This is a genomic window from Pseudomonas sp. Pseusp21 (genome assembly GCF_059492145.1).
Map to the genome: position 1 here is coordinate 1,026,268 of NZ_CP168520.1, position 20,048 is coordinate 1,046,315.

Genomic DNA, 20,048 nt, shown 5'->3' on the forward strand with positions numbered 1-20,048 from the left:
GCAACAGGCAGGATGGGCGATTTGAAGGCAGGCGCGACGATCCCGACGGGCGCACGGTCAGCGCCAGTCAGAGCGAAGTGGGATAGGGAGAAAGTTGCGCAAGGCAATCCAGCGTCGCCCAGTCGATCACGGCAAAAGCCATGAACGCCTGTTCGTTCCCTCGTAGCGGCACACTGATATCAAATTAGTGGCGCGATATTAGATGGCCACTATTTTGACGTCAATTATTGAATGCGACAGCGGTGCGTTGCCGATGAACGGTCATGGCCAAGCTGAGCGTCAATAAGACCGTCGTCCCGGCCTCGGTCAGCCCTCCCGGCGCAATAATCTGTAAACTCTCCCCTCTTTCGCCGCCCTCTCATCCCGGCGGCCATCACCTCTTTATATTGCGGAGTCAGCCTTGCGTCTGTTTCACACCTCCGACTGGCACCTTGGGCAGAACCTGCACGGCCAGGAGCGCGATTTCGAGCACGCCTGTTTTCTCGAGTGGCTGCTGCGCCAATTGAAGTTGGCGCAGCCGGACGTGCTGCTGATCGCCGGCGACATCTTCGACACGGTCAATCCGCCGGTCAAAGCCCAGGAACGCCTCTACGATTTCATCGTCAGCGCCCACGAACAGCAACCGTTGCTGACCATCGTGATGATCGCCGGCAACCACGATTCCGGTTCGCGGATCGAGCTGCCCGCGCCGTTGATGCGGCGTTTGCGCACCCATGCGTTGGGTCGGGTACTGTGGCTGGATGACGGACAACTGGATGCAGAACGTCTGCTGTTGCCGTTGCCGAATGCGTCCGGCGAGATCGCCGCGTGGTGCCTGGCGCTGCCGTTCCTTCGGCCTGCCGAGGTCACCGGCGCGCATCTGGGCGACAACTATTTGCGCGGCATCGGCCAAGTGCATGAATGGCTGATCGAAGCGGCCAATGCCAAACGCCAACCGGGCCAGGCGCTGGTCGCCATCAGCCATGCGCACATGGCCGGCGGCTCGGTGTCGGAAGACTCCGAACGCAGCCTGATCATCGGCAACGCCGAAGCGCTGCCCGCCAGCCTGTTCGGGCCGAGCATCAGTTATGTCGCGCTCGGCCACTTGCACAAGCCGCAGAAGGTCAACGGCGAAGAGCGGATTCGCTACAGCGGCTCGCCGATCCCGTTGTCGTTTTCGGAAATCAGTTATCAGCACCAGGTGCTCGACGTCGTTCTGGACGGCGAAACCCTGGTCAGCGTCGAGCCAATGCTGATCCCCCGCTCCGTCAATCTGCAACGCCTCGGTCCTGCACCGCTGGCGGAAATCCTGCTGCAACTGGCGGACCTGCCGAACATCGACCTGCTGGCCGAAACCCAGCGCCAGCCTTGGCTGGAAGTGCGGGTGCGCCTCGACGAGCCACAACCAGACTTGCGCCATCAGGTCGAAAGCGCCCTGCAAGGCAAGGCTGTGCGACTGGTGCGGATCGCCGCCGAATACGCCGGCAACCGTGGCGCTGATGGTGCCGAGGACGGCAGCGCGCTGATTGAACTGGACCAGCTCACGCCGCAGGAATTGTTCAGCCGCGCCTGGCTCGACAACTACGGCAGCGAAGTCGACGAGCAAACCCTCAAGGACTTCGCCGAACTGCTGCAAGACGTACAGATGGAGGGCGAGCAGCCATGAAGATTCTCGCCATTCGTTTGAAGAACCTCGCGTCGCTGGCCGGCCCGTTCGAGATCGACTTTACCGCCGAACCGCTGGCCAGCGCTGGCCTGTTCGCCATCACCGGCCCGACCGGCGCCGGTAAAAGTACTTTGCTCGATGCGCTGTGCCTGGCGTTGTTTGGCTCTGTGCCGCGCTTGAACAACACTAGCCGTGACGCCAAGGTGCCGGACGCCGACGGCGAAATCGCCACCGGCGACCCGCGCACCCTGCTGCGTCGCGGCACCGGTGAAGGCTTTGCCGAAGTGGATTTTGTCGGCGTCGATGGCCGCAGGTATCGCGCGCGCTGGGAAGCCAACCGCGCCCGGGAAAAGGCCGGCGGCAAGTTGCAGGCGAGCCGTCAGAGCCTGCGCGACATCGATCAGGATCAACTGCTCGCCAGCCAGAAAGGCGAGTACAAGACTCAGCTCGAGGCCGCGCTGGGCCTGAACTTCGAACAGTTCACCCGCGCCGTGCTGCTGGCCCAGAGCGAATTCAGTGCGTTTCTCAAGGCCGATGACAACGACCGCAGCGAACTGCTGGAAAAGCTCACCGACACCGCGCTCTACACCCGCCTCGGCCGCCGCGCGTTCGACAAGACCAAAGAGGCCCGCGAAGCCCACAAGCAGTTGCAGGATCAGGCCACCGGCGTAACTCCGCTGGCCCCCGAGGCCCGCGCGGAACTGGACGAGCGCTTCAATGCCGCCCAGCAACAACTGAAGTTGCAGCAGGCGCAGCTCAAGCAGATCGAGCAACAGCACGACTGGCTCAAGGAGCTGCTGCGGCTGCAAGACTCGCAACAAGCCGCTGCCGAGCAACTGCGCAGCGCCGAGCACGAGCGAGAGTCGCTGGCCGGCGAGCGCCTGAAGCTCACCCGCCTGGAACAACTTGCCCCGCAACGGCACCAGTTCGCCCGCAAGACCGAACTCGATGCACAGCTGACGCCGCTGGCCGCACAGATCCACGCGCACACCCGGCAACATGGCGAGCTGACCGAGCGCCAGACACGACTGGAACAGGATCTCGCCGCAGCGCAGATCGCCCTGACCCAGGCGCAAACGCAACTGAGCGAAAGCGCGCCGCTGTTGCGTCAGGCCTTCGAGGAGCAGAGCACCCTCGCCCGCCTCGCCAAGGACGTTGCGTCCGGCACCGAAGCGAAGCAAGCCGCTGAGCAAGCCTGTGCCCAGGGCCAGAGCGCGATCCAGACCCTGCTCGATCAGCAAAAACAGGTCGCCGAACGCTTGCAGCGCATTGCCGCCGATCTTGAGCAAAGCGCTCACTTGGCACCGTTGAGCGAAGCGTGGAATGCCTACCGCGACCGCTTGCAGCAACTGATGCTGATCGGCAATCGGTTGAACAAGGGCCAAAGCGAACTCGCCTCCCTCGAAGAAAACGCCGCCCGCGCCAGCGAAGCGCTCGCCACGCAGAAGCAACAGCTGGAAGTGCTGTTCAAGGAAGCCGGCGCCGAGCCGGACGCCGTCGCCGAGCAGATCGGCATCCTCGGCACTCTGTTGCAGGACAACCGCAAGCAATTGCGCGCCGTCGAGGACCTGACGCGCCTGTGGGCCAGTCAGCAGGAGCTGGACAAACGCAGTGCCGAGCTGCAACAGCGTCAGCTCGATGCGCAACAGGAACGCGAGCGCCTGACCCAGGACGGGGTGAAGACCAAGTCCGAGCTGACCGTCGCCGAACAGACCCTCAACGTCACCCGTGAACTGCTCGAGCGTCAGCGTCTGGCCCGCAGTGCCAGTGTCGAAGAGCTGCGCGCGCAGTTGCAGGACGACCAGCCGTGCCCGGTCTGCGGCAGCAACGAGCATCCGTACCACCAGCCGGAAGCCCTGCTGCAAAGCCTCGGCCGTCACGATGAAAGCGAGCAGGCCAGCGCGCAGCAAGCAGTCGATCAACTGAAGGAAAAACTCACCGAGCTGCGTGCCAGTGTCGGTGGCGTGATTGCCCAACAGAAAGAGTTGCTGCAACAGCAGGAGCAACTGGCGGCTCAGCAGCAGACGCTGACGCCAAGCATCGAGGCGCATCCGCTGGCGGCGTCCTTGCTGAATCAGGACAGTGACAAACGCGCTGCGTGGCTGACTCGCCAGAATGAACAGCTGAACCAGAGCATCACCCAGGACGAACAGCGCCAGACCGCCCTGCTCACGCTGCAACAGGAGGCGGCGCGCCTGACCCAGCAATTGCGTCAGGCCGAGACGGCGCACCAGCAAGCGGCCCAACACCTGAGCAATCAGCAACGCGAGCTGGGCGCTGACCGCCAGCGCCTGGACGAAGAACTGGCGGCCTTCGCCACACTGCTGCCGAGCGACACCCTCGAAGCCGTGCGCGCCGAACCGGCGGCGACCTTCATGCAGCTTGACCGGCAGATCGCCGAACGTCTGGCGCAAGTCGATCAGCAGAAGGAAGAACTGGCCGAACAGCAACAACGCCAGCAGACGCTCGAGAAAGAACAGGACCGCCAACAGGGCCGTGTGCAGCAGCTGCAAAACGCTGAACAGCAACTCAACACGCTGACCGGGCAACAACAGACCAGCCAAGAGAAGCTTGCGCAATTGCTGGGCGATCACACCTGCGCCGAGCATTGGCAGCAGCAACTGGAACAGGCCGTGGAACAGGCACGCAACGCCGAATCCACCACGACTCAGGCGCTGCAGGACGCGCGTACGCAGCTCGTGCAAATCGCCGCCGAACTCAAGGCGCAGCAAGAGCGTCTGCAAGCGCTGGAAACCGAAGACCGCGATCTGGCCGGCAAGATCGCCGACTGGCGCGCCCGTCATCCGGAGCTGGATGACGGCGGCCTCGAAGACCTGCTGCGGATTGATGACGCGCAAGTTGATGAGCTGCGCCAGCGCTTGCAGCGCAACGAAAAAGCCGTTGAACAGGCCAAGGTGTTGGTGCAGGAACGCGATCAGCGTCTGCTCGAACATCAGGGCCAACACAACGGCAACCTGGACGCCGAACAACTCGCCAGCGCCCTCGCCGACCTGCAAAACCAGTGCACGGCCAGCGAACAGCAATGCGCCGAACTGCGCGCCGAGCAGGCCGAAGACCAGCGCCGCCAGAACGCCAATCAAGCGCTCGCGCAGCAGATCGCCGATGCCTATGCCGAATATCAGCGCTGGGCGCGGCTCAATGCGCTGATCGGCTCGGCCACTGGCGACACCTTCCGCAAGATCGCCCAGGCCTACAACCTCGACCTGCTGGTGCATCACGCCAACGTGCAGCTGCGGCAACTGGTCAAGCGCTACCGCCTCAAGCGCGGCGGCAGCATGCTCGGCCTGCTGGTGATGGACACGGAGATGGGCGACGAACTGCGCTCGGTGCATTCGCTGTCCGGCGGCGAAACGTTTCTGGTGTCGCTGGCCCTTGCCCTGGGCCTGGCCTCGATGGCGTCGAGCACGTTGAAGATCGAATCGCTGTTCATCGACGAAGGCTTCGGCAGTCTCGATCCGGAATCCCTGCAACTGGCCATGGACGCCCTCGACGGCTTGCAGGCTCAAGGGCGCAAGGTTGCGGTGATTTCCCACGTACAGGAAATGCACGAACGGATTCCGGTACAGATTCAGGTGCAGCGACAAGGCAACGGTTTGAGCACGCTGGAGGTGAAATGAACACGCTGTATTCCTTCCGCCGCTGCCCGTACGCGATGCGGGCACGGATGGCCCTGCGTTATTCGGGCGTGCCGGTGGAGATCGTCGAAGTCAGCCTCAAGGCCAAACCGGCCCAGATGCTGGCGATCTCGCCCAAGGGCACGGTGCCGGTGCTGGATGCGGACGGTCAGGTGATCGACGAGAGCCTGGAGATCATGCACTGGGCGCTGGCGCAGCATGATCCGGATGACTGGTTGCTGGGTGGCGATTCAAGGATCGCCGAGTTGATCGAGGCCAACGATCAAGTGTTCAAGGTGCACTTGAATCGCTACAAGTACGCCGAACGTTATCCGGAACAGCCGATGGAGGTTTATCGGGCGGAAGGTGCTCTGTTCTTGCAGAAACTGGATGAGTTGCTCGAGGGTCGCGATTACTTGCTGGCCGGGCATCCGAGCCTTGCCGATATCGCGCTGTTGCCGTTCGTTCGCCAGTTTGCTCACGTTGATCGAGACTGGTTTGCGCAGACGCCTTACGTGCGGTTGCAGGCCTGGTTGCAGCGGTTTCTGGAGTCGGAACTGTTCACCGGCATCATGAAAAAGTAGGCGCGTTACGCCAACACTTCACACATGCCGATGGCCGAGCAATCCACTTCGAACGGGCCGAGAAAACCGCTGGCGGTTTTCGCTGGCGGATTGCAGGCCAGCAGCCCCAGCGCATTGGCCCGTTCGATGTTGTGCGCGATGTTGTGGTTGGCCTCTATGGCCCTGGCCAGCCCGCCGACCGAGCCCTGGCCGAATCCCAACAGGGAAGCGCCGTTGGTCAAGAACGCCAGTCCGGCAATGACCCAAAGTCTGTAGCCTTTCATGCTCCGCCGACTCCCGCGAGTTCAGCTGAACCGACCGCCGCGTTTTGCGAGCGAAGTTCGAACTGGATGCCGGGATGGGCGACGTCGATCGGTGCTTCGAAGCTGTGTTGCGACTGCGACGCCAGACTGACAAACAGCACCATGACCAGGTACAGACCGATGGCCACGTAGGCGCCGCGTTTGGCGGAAGTGATGATTGAACTGGCCATGATGTGTGCTCCGTGGACAATGTTTCGAGGTCCACAGAATCGATCAAAAAAGCCGGAGTATCCACTCAGGGTTTTCCATAGTAACCATCAGCTTCGTTGATTATTTAGCCGATCTATCTCGTCGTTTGAAAATAGCTATCGTCGGTCGTTGCGCAGGCAAAAAACTGCCCAAGGCTGCGATCTTTTGATTTTGCTTTTTGAGAAACAAGATCAAAGGATCGCAGCCTTGGGCAGTTCCAGGGCGTAACGGAAATTTCAGTGTTGAGCTTTGTGATCCAGCGCGGCGTAGAAGTTGGCGCTTTGTTGCAGGTATTTCTGGGTGTAGCTCTGGGTGTGGGATTTTTTGTCGCTGATTTCAACGTTGGCACTGGCTGGCAGAGCCACGGTGGCGGAGATGGCGGAAGCGGCAATTACGGAGAAGAGATTGAAGTTCATGGCGGTAACCCTCGTGTTCAGTTGGCTTGCTTGCCCGGTTGGGCCGTGAAGCAAACTTAACGCTCGAGGGTCGATCGCTTGAAATGCTTTGCAACATTACCTGTTATCAGCAGGATTAATACAAAGCTTCAGGCCCCGTAGAACGGGGCCTGCGGCTTATTGACGCACCAGAAACTTGATATCGCTCGGGGCGTCCATCGGCAGTTTTTGCACGGTCTTGCCCAACAGACCGGTCTTGCCGTCGCGCTCGACCACGACAATCTGGTTGCTCTTCTGGTTGGCGATCAGCAGGAATTTGCCGCTTGGGTCGAGGCTGAACTCACGGGGGTGATCGCCTTCCACCGAACGTCGCTGCAACTCTTTGAGCTGACCGGACGCCGGATCAATCGCGAACACCAGCAGCTGATTGGCCGTGCCACGGTTGCTGACGTAGAGGAATTTGCCATCGGCGGACGCGTGCAGCGCGGCGGCGGCCTTGTCGGAGGTCGGTTGACCGGCCGCCAGATCGACCAGTTGCGTCTGGGTCAGCACGCCGTCGTGGTAATCGAACACCGCAACCTGGGCGCTCATTTCCATGGTCAGCCAGGCGTGTTTGCCGTCGGCGCTGAACAACAAATGACGCGGGCCGCTGCCGGCGGGCAAAGGCACAGAAGCGGTCATCGCCGGCGTCAATGGCAAGTCCGGATTGGCCTTGGGATCGAACAGGTAGACAAAGACCTTGTCCGCGCCCAGATCGTTGGAGAACACATAACGACCGTCCGGCGAGGAAACTGTCGAGTGCACGTGGTTCGAGGCCTGACGATCGAGATTGATCCGGCTCGCCGGGTGCGCGCTCATCTGCACCACCGGTTTGAGCTTGCCGTCGCTGCCCACCGGCAATACCGCAAGGGTGCCGCCCGGATCTTCCATCACCGAATAGTTGCTGACGAACAGATGGCTGGCGTCGCCGCTGAGGCTGGAATGGGTCGGCTCGTTGCCCAGGCTCTGGACCTGATTGATCAGGGTCAGGGCGTGGGTCTTCGGATCGATGGAATAACTGCTGACGCGACCGACCGGGTCTTTCTGCCCAGGGCCGTTTTCGTTGACCACAAACAGCCGACGCTGATCCTTCGACAGGGTCAGCCATGACGGGTTTTCACTCTTGATCACTTGCAGCGGCTTGGCGTCGATCTGGCCGGTGGCGCTGTTGAAGTTCATCCGGTAAATGCCTTCGCTGGTATCGGCGGTGTAGGAGCCCACCAAAAACTGGAAGCTCTCGGCCGAGGCGCTGGAAAGGCCCATCGCGCCGACGCTGCCGGCTATCAGCAATGGCCAGAATTTACGCATGTTCATTCAGTTTCGTCCTCGTCGTCGGCACTGCTCAGTACATCACCGAGGCACACCAGACGGTGCTCGCCGACGGTTTTGGTGTCGCTGGCAAAACCGACGATCAGCCAACTCTGCAAATCTTGATCAAACGTCGCCGCTGCCACCTGCGCCGGGGTGAACTCCCAATGCTTGGCTGCCCGGCCATCGATGCATTCGATGTGCAGGTTGTCGTCTTCGTCGAGGGCGAATTCGAAAGCGTGCAGGCCGTCGATTTCGACCATACCGCAGTGTTCGAGGGCGTTGAGAAGGGTGTCGGTTACGGCAGTCATGGCAATCATGTCTTTCAGGGGGAAAGGGGCAATGATAGCTCAAAGCCCCTGCTCTTGATCGTTCCCACGCTCTGCGTGGGAATGCCTCAAGGGACGCTCCGCGTTCCAGCTCTCGAATGGGACGCGGAGCGTCCCGGGCTGCATTCCCACGCGGACGGTTCGACGCCTCGACGTGGGAACGATCATGCGGTTAGAGGGCTTCGCGCGATGGTTTGCCATCGACCAGCCGCTGTATGCGCAACGGGTTGGCGTTTTTCAGCGGTTCCGGCAGCAGACTGTCGGGGTAGTTCTGGAAGCACACCGGACGCAGGAATCGATCGATCGCCAGCGTGCCCACCGAAGTGCCACGGGCATCGGACGTCGCCGGATACGGCCCGCCGTGAACCATCGAATCACAGACTTCGACACCGGTCGGATAACCATTGAGCAGGATCCGCCCGACCTTCTGTTCCAGCAACGGCGTCAGCTCCGGGAAGCGCTCGAAATCCGTCTGCTCGCCGATGATGGTCGCCGTCAGTTGCCCGTGCAGGCCCTGCAACGCCGCGCTCAACTGCGCCTTGTCGGCCACTTCGACAATCACTGTGGTCGGGCCGAACACCTCTTCCTGCAGCACTTCATCGCCATCGATCAGCAGGCGAACATCCGCTTTGAACAACTGCGGCTGCGCCTGATTGCCCTGTTGCGGATTGCCCGCCAGATGCTCGACGCCGGTATGTGCCAATAGTTTTTCCAGGCCCTTGCCGTAGCTGCCGAGGGTGCCGGCATTGAGCATGGTTTGCGCCGGTTGATCACCGATCAGCGCCGCGACTTGCTCGACGAACGCGGTGAATTGCAGTGAGCGAATGCCGATCACCAGACCCGGGTTGGTACAGAACTGACCACAGCCCTGTACCACCGACGCGGTCAGATCGCGGGCGACGGTTTCCGAACGCACGGCCAGGGCCTGGGGCAACACGATCACCGGGTTGATGCTCGACATCTCGGCAAATACCGGTATTGGCTGAGGCCGCGCGGCGGCCATGTCACACAGCGCCCGTCCGCCCCGCAGCGAACCAGTAAAACCAACCGCCTGAATGGCCGGATGCTTGACCAGCCATTCGCCGACGCCACCACCGTAGATCATGTTGAACACGCCAGCGGGCATGGCGGTTTTTTCTGCTGCACGGATCAGCGCATCGGCGACCAGCTCAGCGGTGGCCATGTGGCCGCTGTGGGCCTTGAACACCACCGGGCAACCGGCCGCCAGCGCCGATGCGGTATCGCCGCCGGCGGTGGAGAATGCCAGTGGAAAATTGCTTGCACCGAACACCGCCACTGGGCCGAGGCCGATGCGGTATTGGCGCAGATCCGGACGTGGCAGCGGCTGACGATCCGGCAACGGCAAATCGATCCGCGCACCGTAGAAGTCACCGCGCCGCAGGACTTTGGCGAACAAGCGCATCTGGCCGCTGGTGCGTCCTCTTTCACCTTGAATCCGCCCGGCCGGCAGTGCGGTTTCACGGCAAACCACGGCGACGAAATCATCGCCCAGCGCATCCAGTTCGTCGGCGATTGCATCGAGAAACTGCGCGCGGCGTTCGGCGCTGAGGCTGCGATACGCCGGATACGCCGCCGCAGCGGCTTTGGCGGCGGCGTCTACTTCCGCTTCCGTGGCCTGAATGAAATCGTGGGGCAGTGCTTCGCCCGTGGTGGCGTCGACGCTCTGCAGCTTGACGTTGCCCGCCGCGCTGCGACGACCGCCGATGTAGTTGTGACCGAGAATCTGAGTCATGGGATCTCCTTAAAGGGTGCCGATGCTGTCCGGTTCGAATGCCGCTGCGACCGGGGCGATGCCGTTGACCAGCGGTGCGCCGAATTCGGCCTGGCTGATCTCGAACACGTCGCCCGGCTGAGTGCGGATGCCATCGGCGAACGACAGGGTCGCGGTGCCGAAAAAGTGAATGTGCACGTCGCCAGGACGCAGGAACTGGCGGTACTTGAAGTGGTGGTATTCGAGGTTCGCCAGGCTGTGGCACATATTGGCCTCGCCGCTGAGGAACTCGTTCTGCCACAGCACTTCGCCGTCGCGCAGGATGCGGCTGGTGCCCGCCAGGTGTTGAAGCAATTCACCCGTGCGAAGTTCCGGGCCGTAGCTGCAACTGCGCAGTTTCGAGTGGGCCAGGTACAGGTAATTCTTGCGTTCCATAACGTGATCGGAGAACTCGTTGCCCACCGCAAAACCGAGGCGATACGGCTTGCCGTCGTGGCCGATGATGTAGAGGCCGGCCATTTCCGGTTCCTCGCCAGCGTCTTCGGCAAACGGCGGCAGCGGGAACGGCTGACCGGGACGCACGACAATGCTGCCGTCGCCCTTGTAGAACCATTCCGGCTGCACCCCGGCCTGCCCCGCCGCCGGTTTGCCGCCCTCCACGCCCCACTTGAAGATGCGCATGGTGTCGGTCATCGCCGCCTCGTCGCCGGCCTGCTGGTGCATCTTGTCCCGGGCCGACGCGCTGCCGAGGTGCGTGAGGCCCGTGCCGCTGACAAGCAAGTGCGCCGGGTCCGGGTGATCAAGTGGCGGCAGGATCCGCAGTTGGGCCAGCAACTCGGCGTAATCATGGCTGATGCCCAGGCCGAGGGTCTGCACTTGCTGCGCGAGCGTGTTGCCGGCCTCGATTGCCGCCAAGGCAAGATCACGAACCGTGCGCGCATCCTGCACTTCACGCACCAGACCGCCCTCGACCACCCCGACACGTCGCTCGCCGTTACTCAATTCGAATTGAACCAGATGCATGATGTTCTCCTGTTAAAACAAATCCCGGATCGAAATCAGGTGCGCGTCGCACCGCGTGCGCTCGCTGCAAATTGCTCGACTGGCAGCACATGTTTGCGCTCCAGCAAGCGATAGACGACACCCGTCAGAATCAGCCCGAACACCATCACCCCGGACAGGAAGTACAGGCCCGAAGCGAGGTTGCCGGTGTATTCCTTCAGCGCGCCGATCACGAACGGGCCGATGTAGCCGCCGAGGTTGCCCACCGAGTTGATCAAGGCGATCCCGGCCGCCGCGCTGGCACCGGCAAAGAATCGGCCCGGCAGCGTCCAGAACACCGCCGTGCAGGAAAACAGCGCAAACGCCACCAGACACAACGCCGCCAGTTGCGCTACCGGCAAGGACAGCCAGGCACTGAGGAACAGGCCCATGGCGCCCAGCACATAGAGCACCGCCAGATGGCCGTAGCGGTCGTTCAAGCGGTCGGAACTGCGCGGAATGATCAGCAGGCCGATGATCCCGAAGATGTACGGCACCGAGGACACGAAACCGGTGACCAGATCACTGCCGCCAAACTGTTTGATCAGGGTCGGCAACCACAGACCCAGGCCATAGATGCTCAGGGTCACCGGCAGGTAGAACAGCGCCAGCAGCAACACGCGTTTGTCCTTGAGCGCATGCAACGGATTGCCGTGACGGGTCTGGCCGTATTCCTGCAGGTCCTTTTTCAGCTCGCCGGTCAGCCAGTCCTTCTCGGCCTGGTCCATCCATTTCACTTGCTGCGGGCCGTCCGGCAGCCAGCGCAATACCGGCCAGGTCAGCAGGATCGCCGGGGTGCCGATAACGATGAACAACCACTGCCAGCCGTGCAGGCCGAGGATGCCGTCCATGCCCAGCAGGCCGCCGGACACGGGGCCGGTGATCATCATCGCGATGGGTTGGGACAGGATGAACAGCCCGAGGATCTTGCCGCGATGGCGCACCGGGAACCATTGGGTGATGTAGTAAAGAACGCCGGGAAAGAACCCCGCCTCCGCCGCGCCGAGCAGAAAGCGCATCACGTAGAAACTGTGCGGGCCCTGGACGAAGGCCATGCCGATGGTGATCGCGCCCCAGGTGATCATGATCCGCGCGAACCAGCGCCGTGCGCCGAAGCGTTCAAGCATCAGGTTGCTGGGGATCTCAAACAGAAAGTAGCCGATGAAAAACAGCCCGGCGCCGAGGCCGTAGGCGGCATCGCCGATACCGATGTCGGCGCCCATGTGCAGCTTGGCGAAGCCGACGGCGGAGCGATCCACATAGGCGATCAGGTACAGCAGGATCAGGAAGGGAATCAGTTTCAGCGTGATGCGCCGGACAAGCCGCAGTTCCTGGCTCATGAGATCGGTCTCCGATTGTTGTTTTTATGGAACCTCGGGGGACGCCTCTCGCGGAAAACCGCTAGGGCCATCCCTCCGTCAAAAACGACTATATAGTAATACTAATTACGCAACAACACTTCCAAACCGGCGATTTTGCGCTTATGTTTAACCAAAGCTCGCAAACAATAGTCTTACAATAAGAGAATCGATCATGTCTGATAAGAAACCCACCCTGCGCTCCGCCCAATGGTTTGGCACGGCCGACAAGAACGGCTTCATGTACCGCAGCTGGATGAAGAATCAGGGCATCGCCGACCATCAGTTTCACGGCAAGCCGATCATCGGCATCTGCAACACCTGGTCGGAACTGACCCCGTGCAACGCGCACTTCCGCCAGATCGCGGAACACGTCAAACGCGGGGTGATCGAGGCTGGCGGCTTCCCGGTGGAATTCCCGGTGTTCTCCAATGGCGAATCGAACCTGCGCCCGACCGCCATGCTCACCCGCAACCTGGCGAGCATGGACGTCGAGGAAGCGATTCGCGGCAACCCGATTGACGGCGTGGTGCTGCTGACCGGTTGCGACAAGACCACCCCGGCCCTGCTGATGGGCGCGGCCAGTTGCGACGTACCGGCGATCGTCGTCACCGGCGGACCGATGCTCAACGGCAAGCACAAGGGCAAGGACATCGGCTCCGGCACCGTGGTCTGGCAGCTCAGCGAACAGGTCAAGGCCGGCACCATCACGATTGACGATTTTCTCGCGGCCGAGGGCGGCATGTCTCGCTCGGCCGGCACCTGCAACACCATGGGCACCGCGTCGACCATGGCTTGCATGGCCGAAGCACTGGGCACGTCCCTGCCGCACAACGCGGCGATTCCGGCAGTGGATGCGCGGCGTTATGTGTTGGCGCACATGTCCGGCATGCGCGCGGTGGAGATGGTTCGTGAGGATCTGAAACTGTCGAAGATCCTGACCAAGGAAGCCTTCGAAAACGCGATCCGGGTCAACGCGGCGATTGGCGGTTCGACCAACGCGGTGATCCACCTCAAAGCCATCGCCGGGCGCATCGGTGTCGAGCTGGATCTGGACGACTGGACACGAATGGGCCGCGGCATGCCGACCATCGTCGACCTGCAACCGTCCGGGCGTTTTCTGATGGAGGAGTTCTACTACGCGGGCGGCTTGCCGGCCGTGCTGCGCCGCCTCGGTGAGGCCAATCTGATTCCCAATCCGAACGCGCTGACCGTCAACGGCAAATCCATCGGCGAGAACACCAAGGATGCACCGATCTACGGTGAAGACGAAGTGATCCGCACCCTCGACAACCCGATCCGCGCCGACGGCGGCATCTGCGTGTTGCGCGGTAACCTGGCGCCGCTGGGTGCGGTGCTCAAACCGTCAGCTGCCACACCGGAACTGATGCAGCATCGTGGCCGCGCGGTGGTGTTCGAGAATTTCGACATGTACAAGGCACGGATCAACGACCCGGAACTGGACGTCGATGCGAACTCGATTCTGGTGATGAAGAACTGCGGGCCGAAGGGTTATCCGGGCATGGCCGAAGTCGGCAACATGGGTTTGCCGGCCAAGCTGCTGGCGCAGGGCGTGACCGACATGGTGCGCATCTCCGACGCACGGATGAGCGGCACCGCGTATGGCACCGTTGTCTTGCACGTAGCTCCGGAAGCGGCGGCCGGCGGGCCTTTGGCAGCGGTGAAGGAAGGTGACTGGATCGAGCTGGACTGTGCCAGCGGGCGCTTGCACCTGGACATTCCGGACGCCGAACTGGCAGCGCGCATGGCGGATCTGCAACCGCCGCAGCAACTGTTGGTGGGTGGGTATCGTCAGTTGTACATCGACCATGTGCTACAGGCGGATCAGGGTTGCGATTTCGACTTCCTCGTTGGTTGCCGAGGGGCTGAAGTCCCGCGCCATTCCCACTAAAACCGCCGACTGATCGTTCCCACGCTCCGCGTGGGAATGCAGCCCGGGACGCTCTGCGTCCCATTCGAGAGCTGGAACGCAGAGCGTCCCTTCAGGCATTCCCACGCAGACGGTTCGACGCCTCGACGTGGGAACGATCATTGCCTCGCTCCAGATTACGCCGTGCCTGCTATGATGCGCGGCATCTCCATCGCTCAGGATCGCGTCACTCCCCATGGATTACCGCAAACCTTCCGACCGTAAAAGCATGCACTCGCGCATCGTCCAGGAACTGGGCATGCAGATTGTTTCCGGACGTTTTCTGCCCTGCGACAAACTGCCCGCCGAAGCCCTGCTCTGCGAGGAGTACGCGGTCAGCCGGCCGGTGTTGCGCGAAGCCACACGAGTGTTGGTCGCCAAGGGCCTGGTGTATTCCAAACCCCGCGTCGGCACCGTGGTCAAGCCGCGCCGCGAATGGCACATGCTCGACCCGGACGTATTGCACTGGTTGATGCAAAGCAGCCCGCAGAACGAGTTCTTCAATGTTCTGACCAGCGTGCGCAGCATCATCGAACCGGCCGCCGCCGCCCTCGCCGCCCAGCACGCCACCGATGCCGACATTGCGTCGATTGCCGAGGCTTACCAGCGCATGGAAGCAGCGCCAACGCCTGAGGCCTTGCTGCAACCGGATCTGGACTTTCACAGCCGGATTGCCGACGCGACCCACAACGATTTGCTGGCCAACCTGTGCAACATGCTTGCGGTGGCGATTGCCGAGGCGTTGAAGCATTCGAACCAGCGGCCGAATCTGCATGAACTGGCGTTGCCTCGGCACAAGGCGATTTTGACGGCTATCGAGAATCGGGATGCGTTGGGGGCACGGCATGCGACGTTGGTGCAGTTGGATGATGCGCGCAGTGCCTTGAGTGTTGTGCTGGGGGCGGATCTTTCGTAAGCCTTGAGACCGCCTGCCCTCACCCTAGCCCTCTCCCGGAGGGAGAGGGAACCGATCCGGGGATATTAGCGATCTACACCGACTTGAACGACCTGCTTTGAATCCATAATCGACTCGGTTTTCCAGGTCGATGTATCACGCGAGACATTGCGGTCGGTCCCCTCTCCCTTGGGAGAGGGCAAGGGTGAGGGGGCTTTTGATCTCACACCATAAAAAAAGCCGCAACCCTTCAAGGTTGCGGCTTTTTCATTTCAGCCAAACGGATCAGTGAGCAAACAGAGAATTGCCCTTCTGCCCCGCCAGTTTCTCCGGCTTGATCAGGAACTTCGCCAGTGCCGGCAGCAGCCACAGCGCACCGAACATGTTCCACAGCAACATGAAGGTCAGCATCAGGCCCATGTCGGCCTGGAACTTGATCGCCGAGAAGATCCAGGTGCACACGCCGATGGCCAGGCACAGACCGGTGAACAGCACTGCCTTACCGGTGGATTTCAGGGTCTGGTAATAGGCTTCCTGCAACGGCAGGCCGGCACGCAGGAAACTTTCCAGACGGCTGTAGATGTAGATGCCGTAGTCCACGCCGATCCCCACGCCCAGCGCCACCACCGGCAACGTCGCCACCTTCACGCCGATACCCATGAACGCCATCAGCGCGTTGCCCAGCACCGAGGTCAGCACCAGCGGCAGCACGATGCACAGGGTCGCCGCCCACGAGCGGAAGGTGATCATGCACATGACCGCCACGCAGATGTACACCAGGATCAGGATGGTCAGCTCGGACTTCTTGATCACCTCGTTGGTGGCCGCCTCGATCCCGGCGTTACCGGCCGCGAGGATGAATTCCAGGCCTTCCTTGTTGTTTTCCTTGGCGAAGTCCTGCACCGCATGCACCGCGCGATCCAGGGTTTCAGCCTTGTGGTCGTTCAGAAACACCAGCACCGGCGCCAGCGAGCAGCTGTTGTTGTACAGGCCATCGGCCCGGGCGATGGAGTTGTTCAGCACGTCAGGGTTGCGTGACAGGGTTTCCCATTTCAGGTTGCCCTCATTCATGCCCTTGATCATCTGCTTGGACACGGTCACCAGCGAGATCGCCGACTGCACGCCCTCGGTGTTCTGCATCTTCCACATCAGTTCGTCAATCGGCGCCATGGCTTCATAGCGCGAGCAGCCTTCGGACTTGGTCTTGACCATCACCACCAGCACGTCGGAGCTGGTCGAATAGTTGCTGATGATGAAGTTGTTGTCCTTGTTGTAGCGCGAGTCCGGACGCAGTTCCGGCGCGCCCTGGTCAAGGTCGCCGATCTTCAGGTTCTGGCTGTACCAGAGGCCGCCACCGAAAGCGACCAGCGCCAAAGCGATGGAAATCGGGGCGACTTTCGGGTTGGCGAAGTTCGACAGCAGGCGCCAGAACGGATGTTCGCGGTGCGCGTCCTTCTTGCTCTTGGCGATCGCACGCTTGCTGATGCCGACATAGGAAATCGCCACCGGCAGCAGGATCAGGTTGGTGAACACGATCACTGCCACGCCGATGGAAGCGCCGATGGCCAGCTCGCGAATCACGCCGATGTCGATGATCAGCAGCGTGATGAAGCCGACGGCGTCCGCCAGAATCGCGATCATGCCCGGCAGGAACAACTGACGGAAGGTCCGCCGTGCGGCCGTCAACGCGTTGTCCGCCTCACCGGATTGCAGGGCGATACCGTTGATTTTCTGCACGCCGTGGGAAATGCCGATGGCGAAAATCAGGAACGGCACCAGCATCGAATAAGGGTCGAGGCCGAAGCCGAAGAAGTGCATCAACCCGAGTTGCCAGACCACCGCCACCAGCGTGGTGCTCAACACCGCCACGGTGCTGCGCAGGCAGTTGGTGAACCACAGCAGCAGAATCAGGGTGATGACGAAGGCGATGCCGAAGAACATCACCACCATCACCAGGCCGTCGATCAGATCGCCGACCTTCTTGGCGAAACCGACGATGTGGATCTTGACGTTGGGGTTCTGCGCTTCGAACTTGTTGCGGATCTTGTCTTCGAGCTCATGGGAGAACTGGCGATAATCCAGCGCCAGCAGCTTGCCCTGGTCCTGCGGGTCCGGGTAGGACTCCAGCAGCGGGATGTCGACAATGCTCGACTTGAAGTCGTTGGCAACCAGACGCCCGACCTGGCCGGACTTAAGCACGTTGTTGCGCAGCAGATCGAGGCTGTCCTGGGAGCCGTTGTAGCTCTGCGGGATCACTTCGCCGCCGGCAAAACCTTCCTCGGTCACTTCGGTCCAGCGCACGCTCGGGCTCCACAGCGACTTGAGGCCGGAACGGTCGACGCCGGAGATGTAGAACACCTCGTCGTTGATCTGGCGCAGGGTCTCCATGTACTCCCTGGAGAAGATGTCGCCGTCCTTCGCTTCCACCGAAATGCGCACGGTGTTGCCCAGGTTCGCCAGATCGTTGCGGTGCTCCATCATTTTTTCAATGAACGGATGCTTGAGCGGGATCATCTTTTCGAAACTGGTGGACGGGCGGATCAGCGTGGCCTGCCAGAACAGGAAAATGCTGACCAGCAGGCAGATCACGATCACTGCCGGGCGGTTGTTGAAGATCAGGCGCTCGAGAAACGTCGCCTTGTCCTGATGATGAGTGCTCAAGGAAGTCATAGCCCCGCCTTCTTATTATTGATTCGGCTCATTTGCCCAGCTCGGCGCCGTTCGGCGAAGTGACCCGAACGCCACCCTGCCCGCTCAGGATCAGATTGCCGTTGCCGGCGGCGGTGACCGACGACAGCGAAATGCGATCCGGACGGTTGAACACGCTGAAGGTTTCGCCGTTGTCGCTGCTGCTGACCACCGAGCCGCCGTTGCCGACGATGACGATGGAGCCGTCCGCAAGCAGTGTGGCACCGGACAGGCCGAACTCCAGCGAACCGCGCGCAGCTTTCAGTTCGACCTGCTCCCAGGTGCTGCCGAAATCGGTGGAGCGGTAAAGGTTGCCGCGCAGACCGTAGGCCAGCAGGGTTTGCGGCTGCGCCGTACCGATCACGCCGAACAGCGAGCCTTCGTACGGGCCTTCGAGTTTTTCCCAGGTCTGGCCCCAGTCGGCGGAGCGGAACATGCTGCCCGACTCGCCGACGATGAACAGACCGGCGTCTTTTACCGCGCCGATGGCGTTTAGGTGGAACTGGTCTTCGTTGTCGAGGCGATCGCTGACGTCTTCCCAGTGCTTGCCGCCGTCGGTGGTTTCCAGCAGCGCGCCGTAGGCACCCACGGCCAGGCCACTGTTGACGTCCTTGAACCAGACGTCGAGCAGCGGCGATTCACGCTTGAGGTCTTCGAACTGTTTGGTCCAGGTCAGGCCGCCGTCTTCGCTGGCGAGGATCTGTGCGTCGTGGCCGACGGCCCAGCCGTGCTTGTCATCGACGAAATAAACGGCGGTCAGCAACTGGCGGCTCGGCACTTTGGCCTGGGTCCAGGTCTTGCCCTGATCGTCGGAATAGAGAATGTGCCCGCGATCCCCGACCGCCACCAGCCGGGTTCCGGCGTGAACGACATCGAGCATCAGGCTTTTCGAGGCCTTGGCCGATTCGGTGGCATAGACCACGTCGGCGGGCGCTTCGGCGGCGAGAACCGGCGCCGACAATGTGGCAAAGCCCAGCAGAGAGAGTGCTGTGGCCAGCAACGCGGTGTTGCGTAACGCCGGCGGGCGGCAACGACTCATAGACCTTCCCCTGTTTATTATTGTTGGTCATGGACCTTAAGGGCGCCGCAAGGGTGCTCACGGTGACTGCCTGGTCACAAGCATAGTCCTGAAACCCGCTGTCCAGAGCCCCTTCGGAAGCTGGCTCATCCTATCGGGCATTCGAAACGTCTGACAATCGGCGCAACGTTATCTTTTGTTAACCGAAAGGGACTACAGCGGCGGCTGAATGCGCGGGCATTCGTCCGACTGATGGCAGGGATTCTTGCGAGGGGGACTTGCACGATCGGTATTATGGTATACCATCAGACGCACAGACACTCTTTATCCCCTACGGAGCAGCTCATGAGTTTCGAAATTCGCAAGATCGTCAGCTATGTCGAAGAGACCTTCATTGAAGGCGGCAAGGCGTCCGACACCCCGGTGACCATGGTCGGCCTGGCCGTCGTGATGAAGAACCCGTGGGTCGGCAATGGCTTTGTCGAAGACCTCAAGCCGCAGATCCGCGCCAATTGCTCGGACCTCGGCGCGATGATGGTCGAGCGTCTGGTGGGGATCATCGGCGGCGCCGAGAAGATCGAGGCTTACGGCAAAGCCGCGGTGGTCGGTGCCGATGGCGAAATCGAACACGCGTCGGCGGTGATCCACACCCTGCGCTTCGGCAACCACTACCGCGAAGCGGTCAAGGCCAAGAGCTACCTGAGCTTCACCAACAAGCGCGGTGGTCCGGGCACTTCGATTCAGATCCCGATGATGCACAAGGACGACGAAGGCCTGCGCTCGCACTACATCACCCTGGAAATGCAGATCGAAGACGCCCCGCGCGCCGACGAAATCGTCGTGGTGCTCGGTTGCGCCGACGGTGGTCGCCTGCACCCGCGCATCGGCAACCGCTACATCGATCTGGAAGAACTGGCCGCCGAAAAAGCCCAGTAACCACAATAAAAAAGGCATTGCAGG

Annotated in this window: 16 protein-coding genes; 6 read left to right on the forward strand and 10 right to left on the reverse strand. The window is 61.6% G+C overall.

Translation table 11 applies throughout. The features are described 5' to 3' along the window. Positions 1-400 precede the first annotated feature (400 nt). From ACEN93_RS04370 to ACEN93_RS04380, 3 genes are read left to right on the forward strand one after another with little or no spacing between them, the layout of a single operon-like run. Entirely contained in the window at positions 401-1,645 is a 1,245-nt protein-coding gene (locus ACEN93_RS04370) for an exonuclease SbcCD subunit D C-terminal domain-containing protein (RefSeq protein WP_007959327.1), read from the forward strand. Further along, positions 1,642-5,283 (forward strand): AAA family ATPase, encoded by a 3,642-nt coding sequence (locus ACEN93_RS04375; RefSeq protein ID WP_495611115.1) that lies wholly within the window; start codon positions 1,642-1,644, stop codon positions 5,281-5,283. The genes ACEN93_RS04370 and ACEN93_RS04375 overlap by 4 nt, the downstream gene beginning before the upstream one ends. Beyond that, positions 5,280-5,864: a glutathione S-transferase gene (locus tag ACEN93_RS04380; protein ID WP_495611116.1), complete on the forward strand. Its 585-nt coding sequence runs from the start codon at positions 5,280-5,282 to the stop codon at positions 5,862-5,864. Before ACEN93_RS04375 ends, ACEN93_RS04380 begins: the two co-directional genes overlap by 4 nt. Positions 5,865-5,869: 5 nt before the next feature. Here the strand turns inward: ACEN93_RS04380 and ACEN93_RS04385 are convergent, their stop codons facing one another. The 8 genes from ACEN93_RS04385 to ACEN93_RS04420 form a co-directional block, all read right to left on the reverse strand. After that, positions 5,870-6,127: a hypothetical protein gene (locus ACEN93_RS04385; RefSeq protein ID WP_495611117.1), complete on the reverse strand. Its 258-nt coding sequence runs from the start codon at positions 6,125-6,127 to the stop codon at positions 5,870-5,872. Then, entirely contained in the window at positions 6,124-6,336 is a 213-nt protein-coding gene (locus ACEN93_RS04390; RefSeq protein ID WP_064380404.1) for a hypothetical protein, read from the reverse strand. The genes ACEN93_RS04385 and ACEN93_RS04390 overlap by 4 nt, the downstream gene beginning before the upstream one ends. Positions 6,337-6,591: 255 nt before the next feature. Continuing rightward, entirely contained in the window at positions 6,592-6,771 is a 180-nt protein-coding gene (locus ACEN93_RS04395; RefSeq protein WP_007941320.1) for a hypothetical protein, read from the reverse strand. A gap of 156 nt (positions 6,772-6,927) precedes the next feature. Then, complete coding sequence (locus ACEN93_RS04400) at positions 6,928-8,103, reverse strand: lactonase family protein (protein ID WP_490840960.1); 1,176 nt, start codon at positions 8,101-8,103, stop codon at positions 6,928-6,930. Then, positions 8,100-8,408, reverse strand: a complete 309-nt coding sequence (locus tag ACEN93_RS04405) for a DUF5629 family protein (protein ID WP_134333938.1) — start codon at positions 8,406-8,408, stop codon at positions 8,100-8,102. The genes ACEN93_RS04400 and ACEN93_RS04405 overlap by 4 nt, the downstream gene beginning before the upstream one ends. Positions 8,409-8,598: 190 nt before the next feature. Beyond that, on the reverse strand, positions 8,599-10,179 hold the full coding sequence (locus ACEN93_RS04410) for an aldehyde dehydrogenase (NADP(+)) (RefSeq protein ID WP_495611118.1): 1,581 nt from the start codon (positions 10,177-10,179) through the stop codon (positions 8,599-8,601). 9 nt (positions 10,180-10,188) lie between these two features. Then, complete coding sequence (gene araD1 / locus ACEN93_RS04415) at positions 10,189-11,181, reverse strand: AraD1 family protein (protein WP_495611119.1); 993 nt, start codon at positions 11,179-11,181, stop codon at positions 10,189-10,191. 35 nt (positions 11,182-11,216) lie between these two features. Further along, entirely contained in the window at positions 11,217-12,539 is a 1,323-nt protein-coding gene (locus ACEN93_RS04420) for an MFS transporter (RefSeq protein ID WP_074688585.1), read from the reverse strand. Between the two features lie 193 nt (positions 12,540-12,732). Between ACEN93_RS04420 and ACEN93_RS04425 the strand changes: the two genes are divergently transcribed. Further along, the gene (locus ACEN93_RS04425) at positions 12,733-14,469 is read left to right on the forward strand and encodes an IlvD/Edd family dehydratase (protein ID WP_192561337.1); all 1,737 of its coding nucleotides are present in this window, start codon (positions 12,733-12,735) and stop codon (positions 14,467-14,469) included. Between the two features lie 214 nt (positions 14,470-14,683). Then, entirely contained in the window at positions 14,684-15,403 is a 720-nt protein-coding gene (locus ACEN93_RS04430) for a FadR/GntR family transcriptional regulator (RefSeq protein ID WP_011334609.1), read from the forward strand. Between the two features lie 264 nt (positions 15,404-15,667). Here the strand turns inward: ACEN93_RS04430 and ACEN93_RS04435 are convergent, their stop codons facing one another. Further along, positions 15,668-18,052 (reverse strand): efflux RND transporter permease subunit, encoded by a 2,385-nt coding sequence (locus ACEN93_RS04435; RefSeq protein ID WP_085603072.1) that lies wholly within the window; start codon positions 18,050-18,052, stop codon positions 15,668-15,670. Between the two features lie 28 nt (positions 18,053-18,080). Next, on the reverse strand, positions 18,081-19,109 hold the full coding sequence (locus tag ACEN93_RS04440; protein WP_495611120.1) for a WD40/YVTN/BNR-like repeat-containing protein: 1,029 nt from the start codon (positions 19,107-19,109) through the stop codon (positions 18,081-18,083). 324 nt (positions 19,110-19,433) lie between these two features. Here ACEN93_RS04440 and ACEN93_RS04445 point away from each other — a divergent pair, with 324 nt between their 5' ends. Beyond that, positions 19,434-20,024 carry an amino acid synthesis family protein gene (locus ACEN93_RS04445; protein WP_007957412.1) on the forward strand — a complete coding sequence of 197 codons (591 nt, stop codon included), beginning with the start codon at positions 19,434-19,436 and terminating at the stop codon, positions 20,022-20,024. Positions 20,025-20,048: the final 24 nt, after the last annotated feature.

What these genes read in the sequence shown, in the direction of transcription:
- ACEN93_RS04385 (WP_495611117.1), bottom strand. Translation starts at nt 6,127, where the DNA reads ATGAAAGGCTACAGACTTTGGGTCATTGCCGGACTGGCGTTCTTGACC.
- araD1 (WP_495611119.1), bottom strand. Translation starts at nt 11,181, where the DNA reads ATGCATCTGGTTCAATTCGAATTGAGTAACGGCGAGCGACGTGTCGGG.
- ACEN93_RS04440 (WP_495611120.1), bottom strand. Translation starts at nt 19,109, where the DNA reads ATGAGTCGTTGCCGCCCGCCGGCGTTACGCAACACCGCGTTGCTGGCC.
- ACEN93_RS04430 (WP_011334609.1), top strand. Translation starts at nt 14,684, where the DNA reads ATGGATTACCGCAAACCTTCCGACCGTAAAAGCATGCACTCGCGCATC.
- ACEN93_RS04395 (WP_007941320.1), bottom strand. Translation starts at nt 6,771, where the DNA reads ATGAACTTCAATCTCTTCTCCGTAATTGCCGCTTCCGCCATCTCCGCC.
- ACEN93_RS04405 (WP_134333938.1), bottom strand. Translation starts at nt 8,408, where the DNA reads ATGACTGCCGTAACCGACACCCTTCTCAACGCCCTCGAACACTGCGGT.
- ACEN93_RS04425 (WP_192561337.1), top strand. Translation starts at nt 12,733, where the DNA reads ATGTCTGATAAGAAACCCACCCTGCGCTCCGCCCAATGGTTTGGCACG.
- ACEN93_RS04375 (WP_495611115.1), top strand. Translation starts at nt 1,642, where the DNA reads ATGAAGATTCTCGCCATTCGTTTGAAGAACCTCGCGTCGCTGGCCGGC.
- ACEN93_RS04390 (WP_064380404.1), bottom strand. Translation starts at nt 6,336, where the DNA reads ATGGCCAGTTCAATCATCACTTCCGCCAAACGCGGCGCCTACGTGGCC.
- ACEN93_RS04445 (WP_007957412.1), top strand. Translation starts at nt 19,434, where the DNA reads ATGAGTTTCGAAATTCGCAAGATCGTCAGCTATGTCGAAGAGACCTTC.
- ACEN93_RS04400 (WP_490840960.1), bottom strand. Translation starts at nt 8,103, where the DNA reads ATGAACATGCGTAAATTCTGGCCATTGCTGATAGCCGGCAGCGTCGGC.
- ACEN93_RS04380 (WP_495611116.1), top strand. Translation starts at nt 5,280, where the DNA reads ATGAACACGCTGTATTCCTTCCGCCGCTGCCCGTACGCGATGCGGGCA.
- ACEN93_RS04410 (WP_495611118.1), bottom strand. Translation starts at nt 10,179, where the DNA reads ATGACTCAGATTCTCGGTCACAACTACATCGGCGGTCGTCGCAGCGCG.
- ACEN93_RS04420 (WP_074688585.1), bottom strand. Translation starts at nt 12,539, where the DNA reads ATGAGCCAGGAACTGCGGCTTGTCCGGCGCATCACGCTGAAACTGATT.
- ACEN93_RS04435 (WP_085603072.1), bottom strand. Translation starts at nt 18,052, where the DNA reads ATGACTTCCTTGAGCACTCATCATCAGGACAAGGCGACGTTTCTCGAG.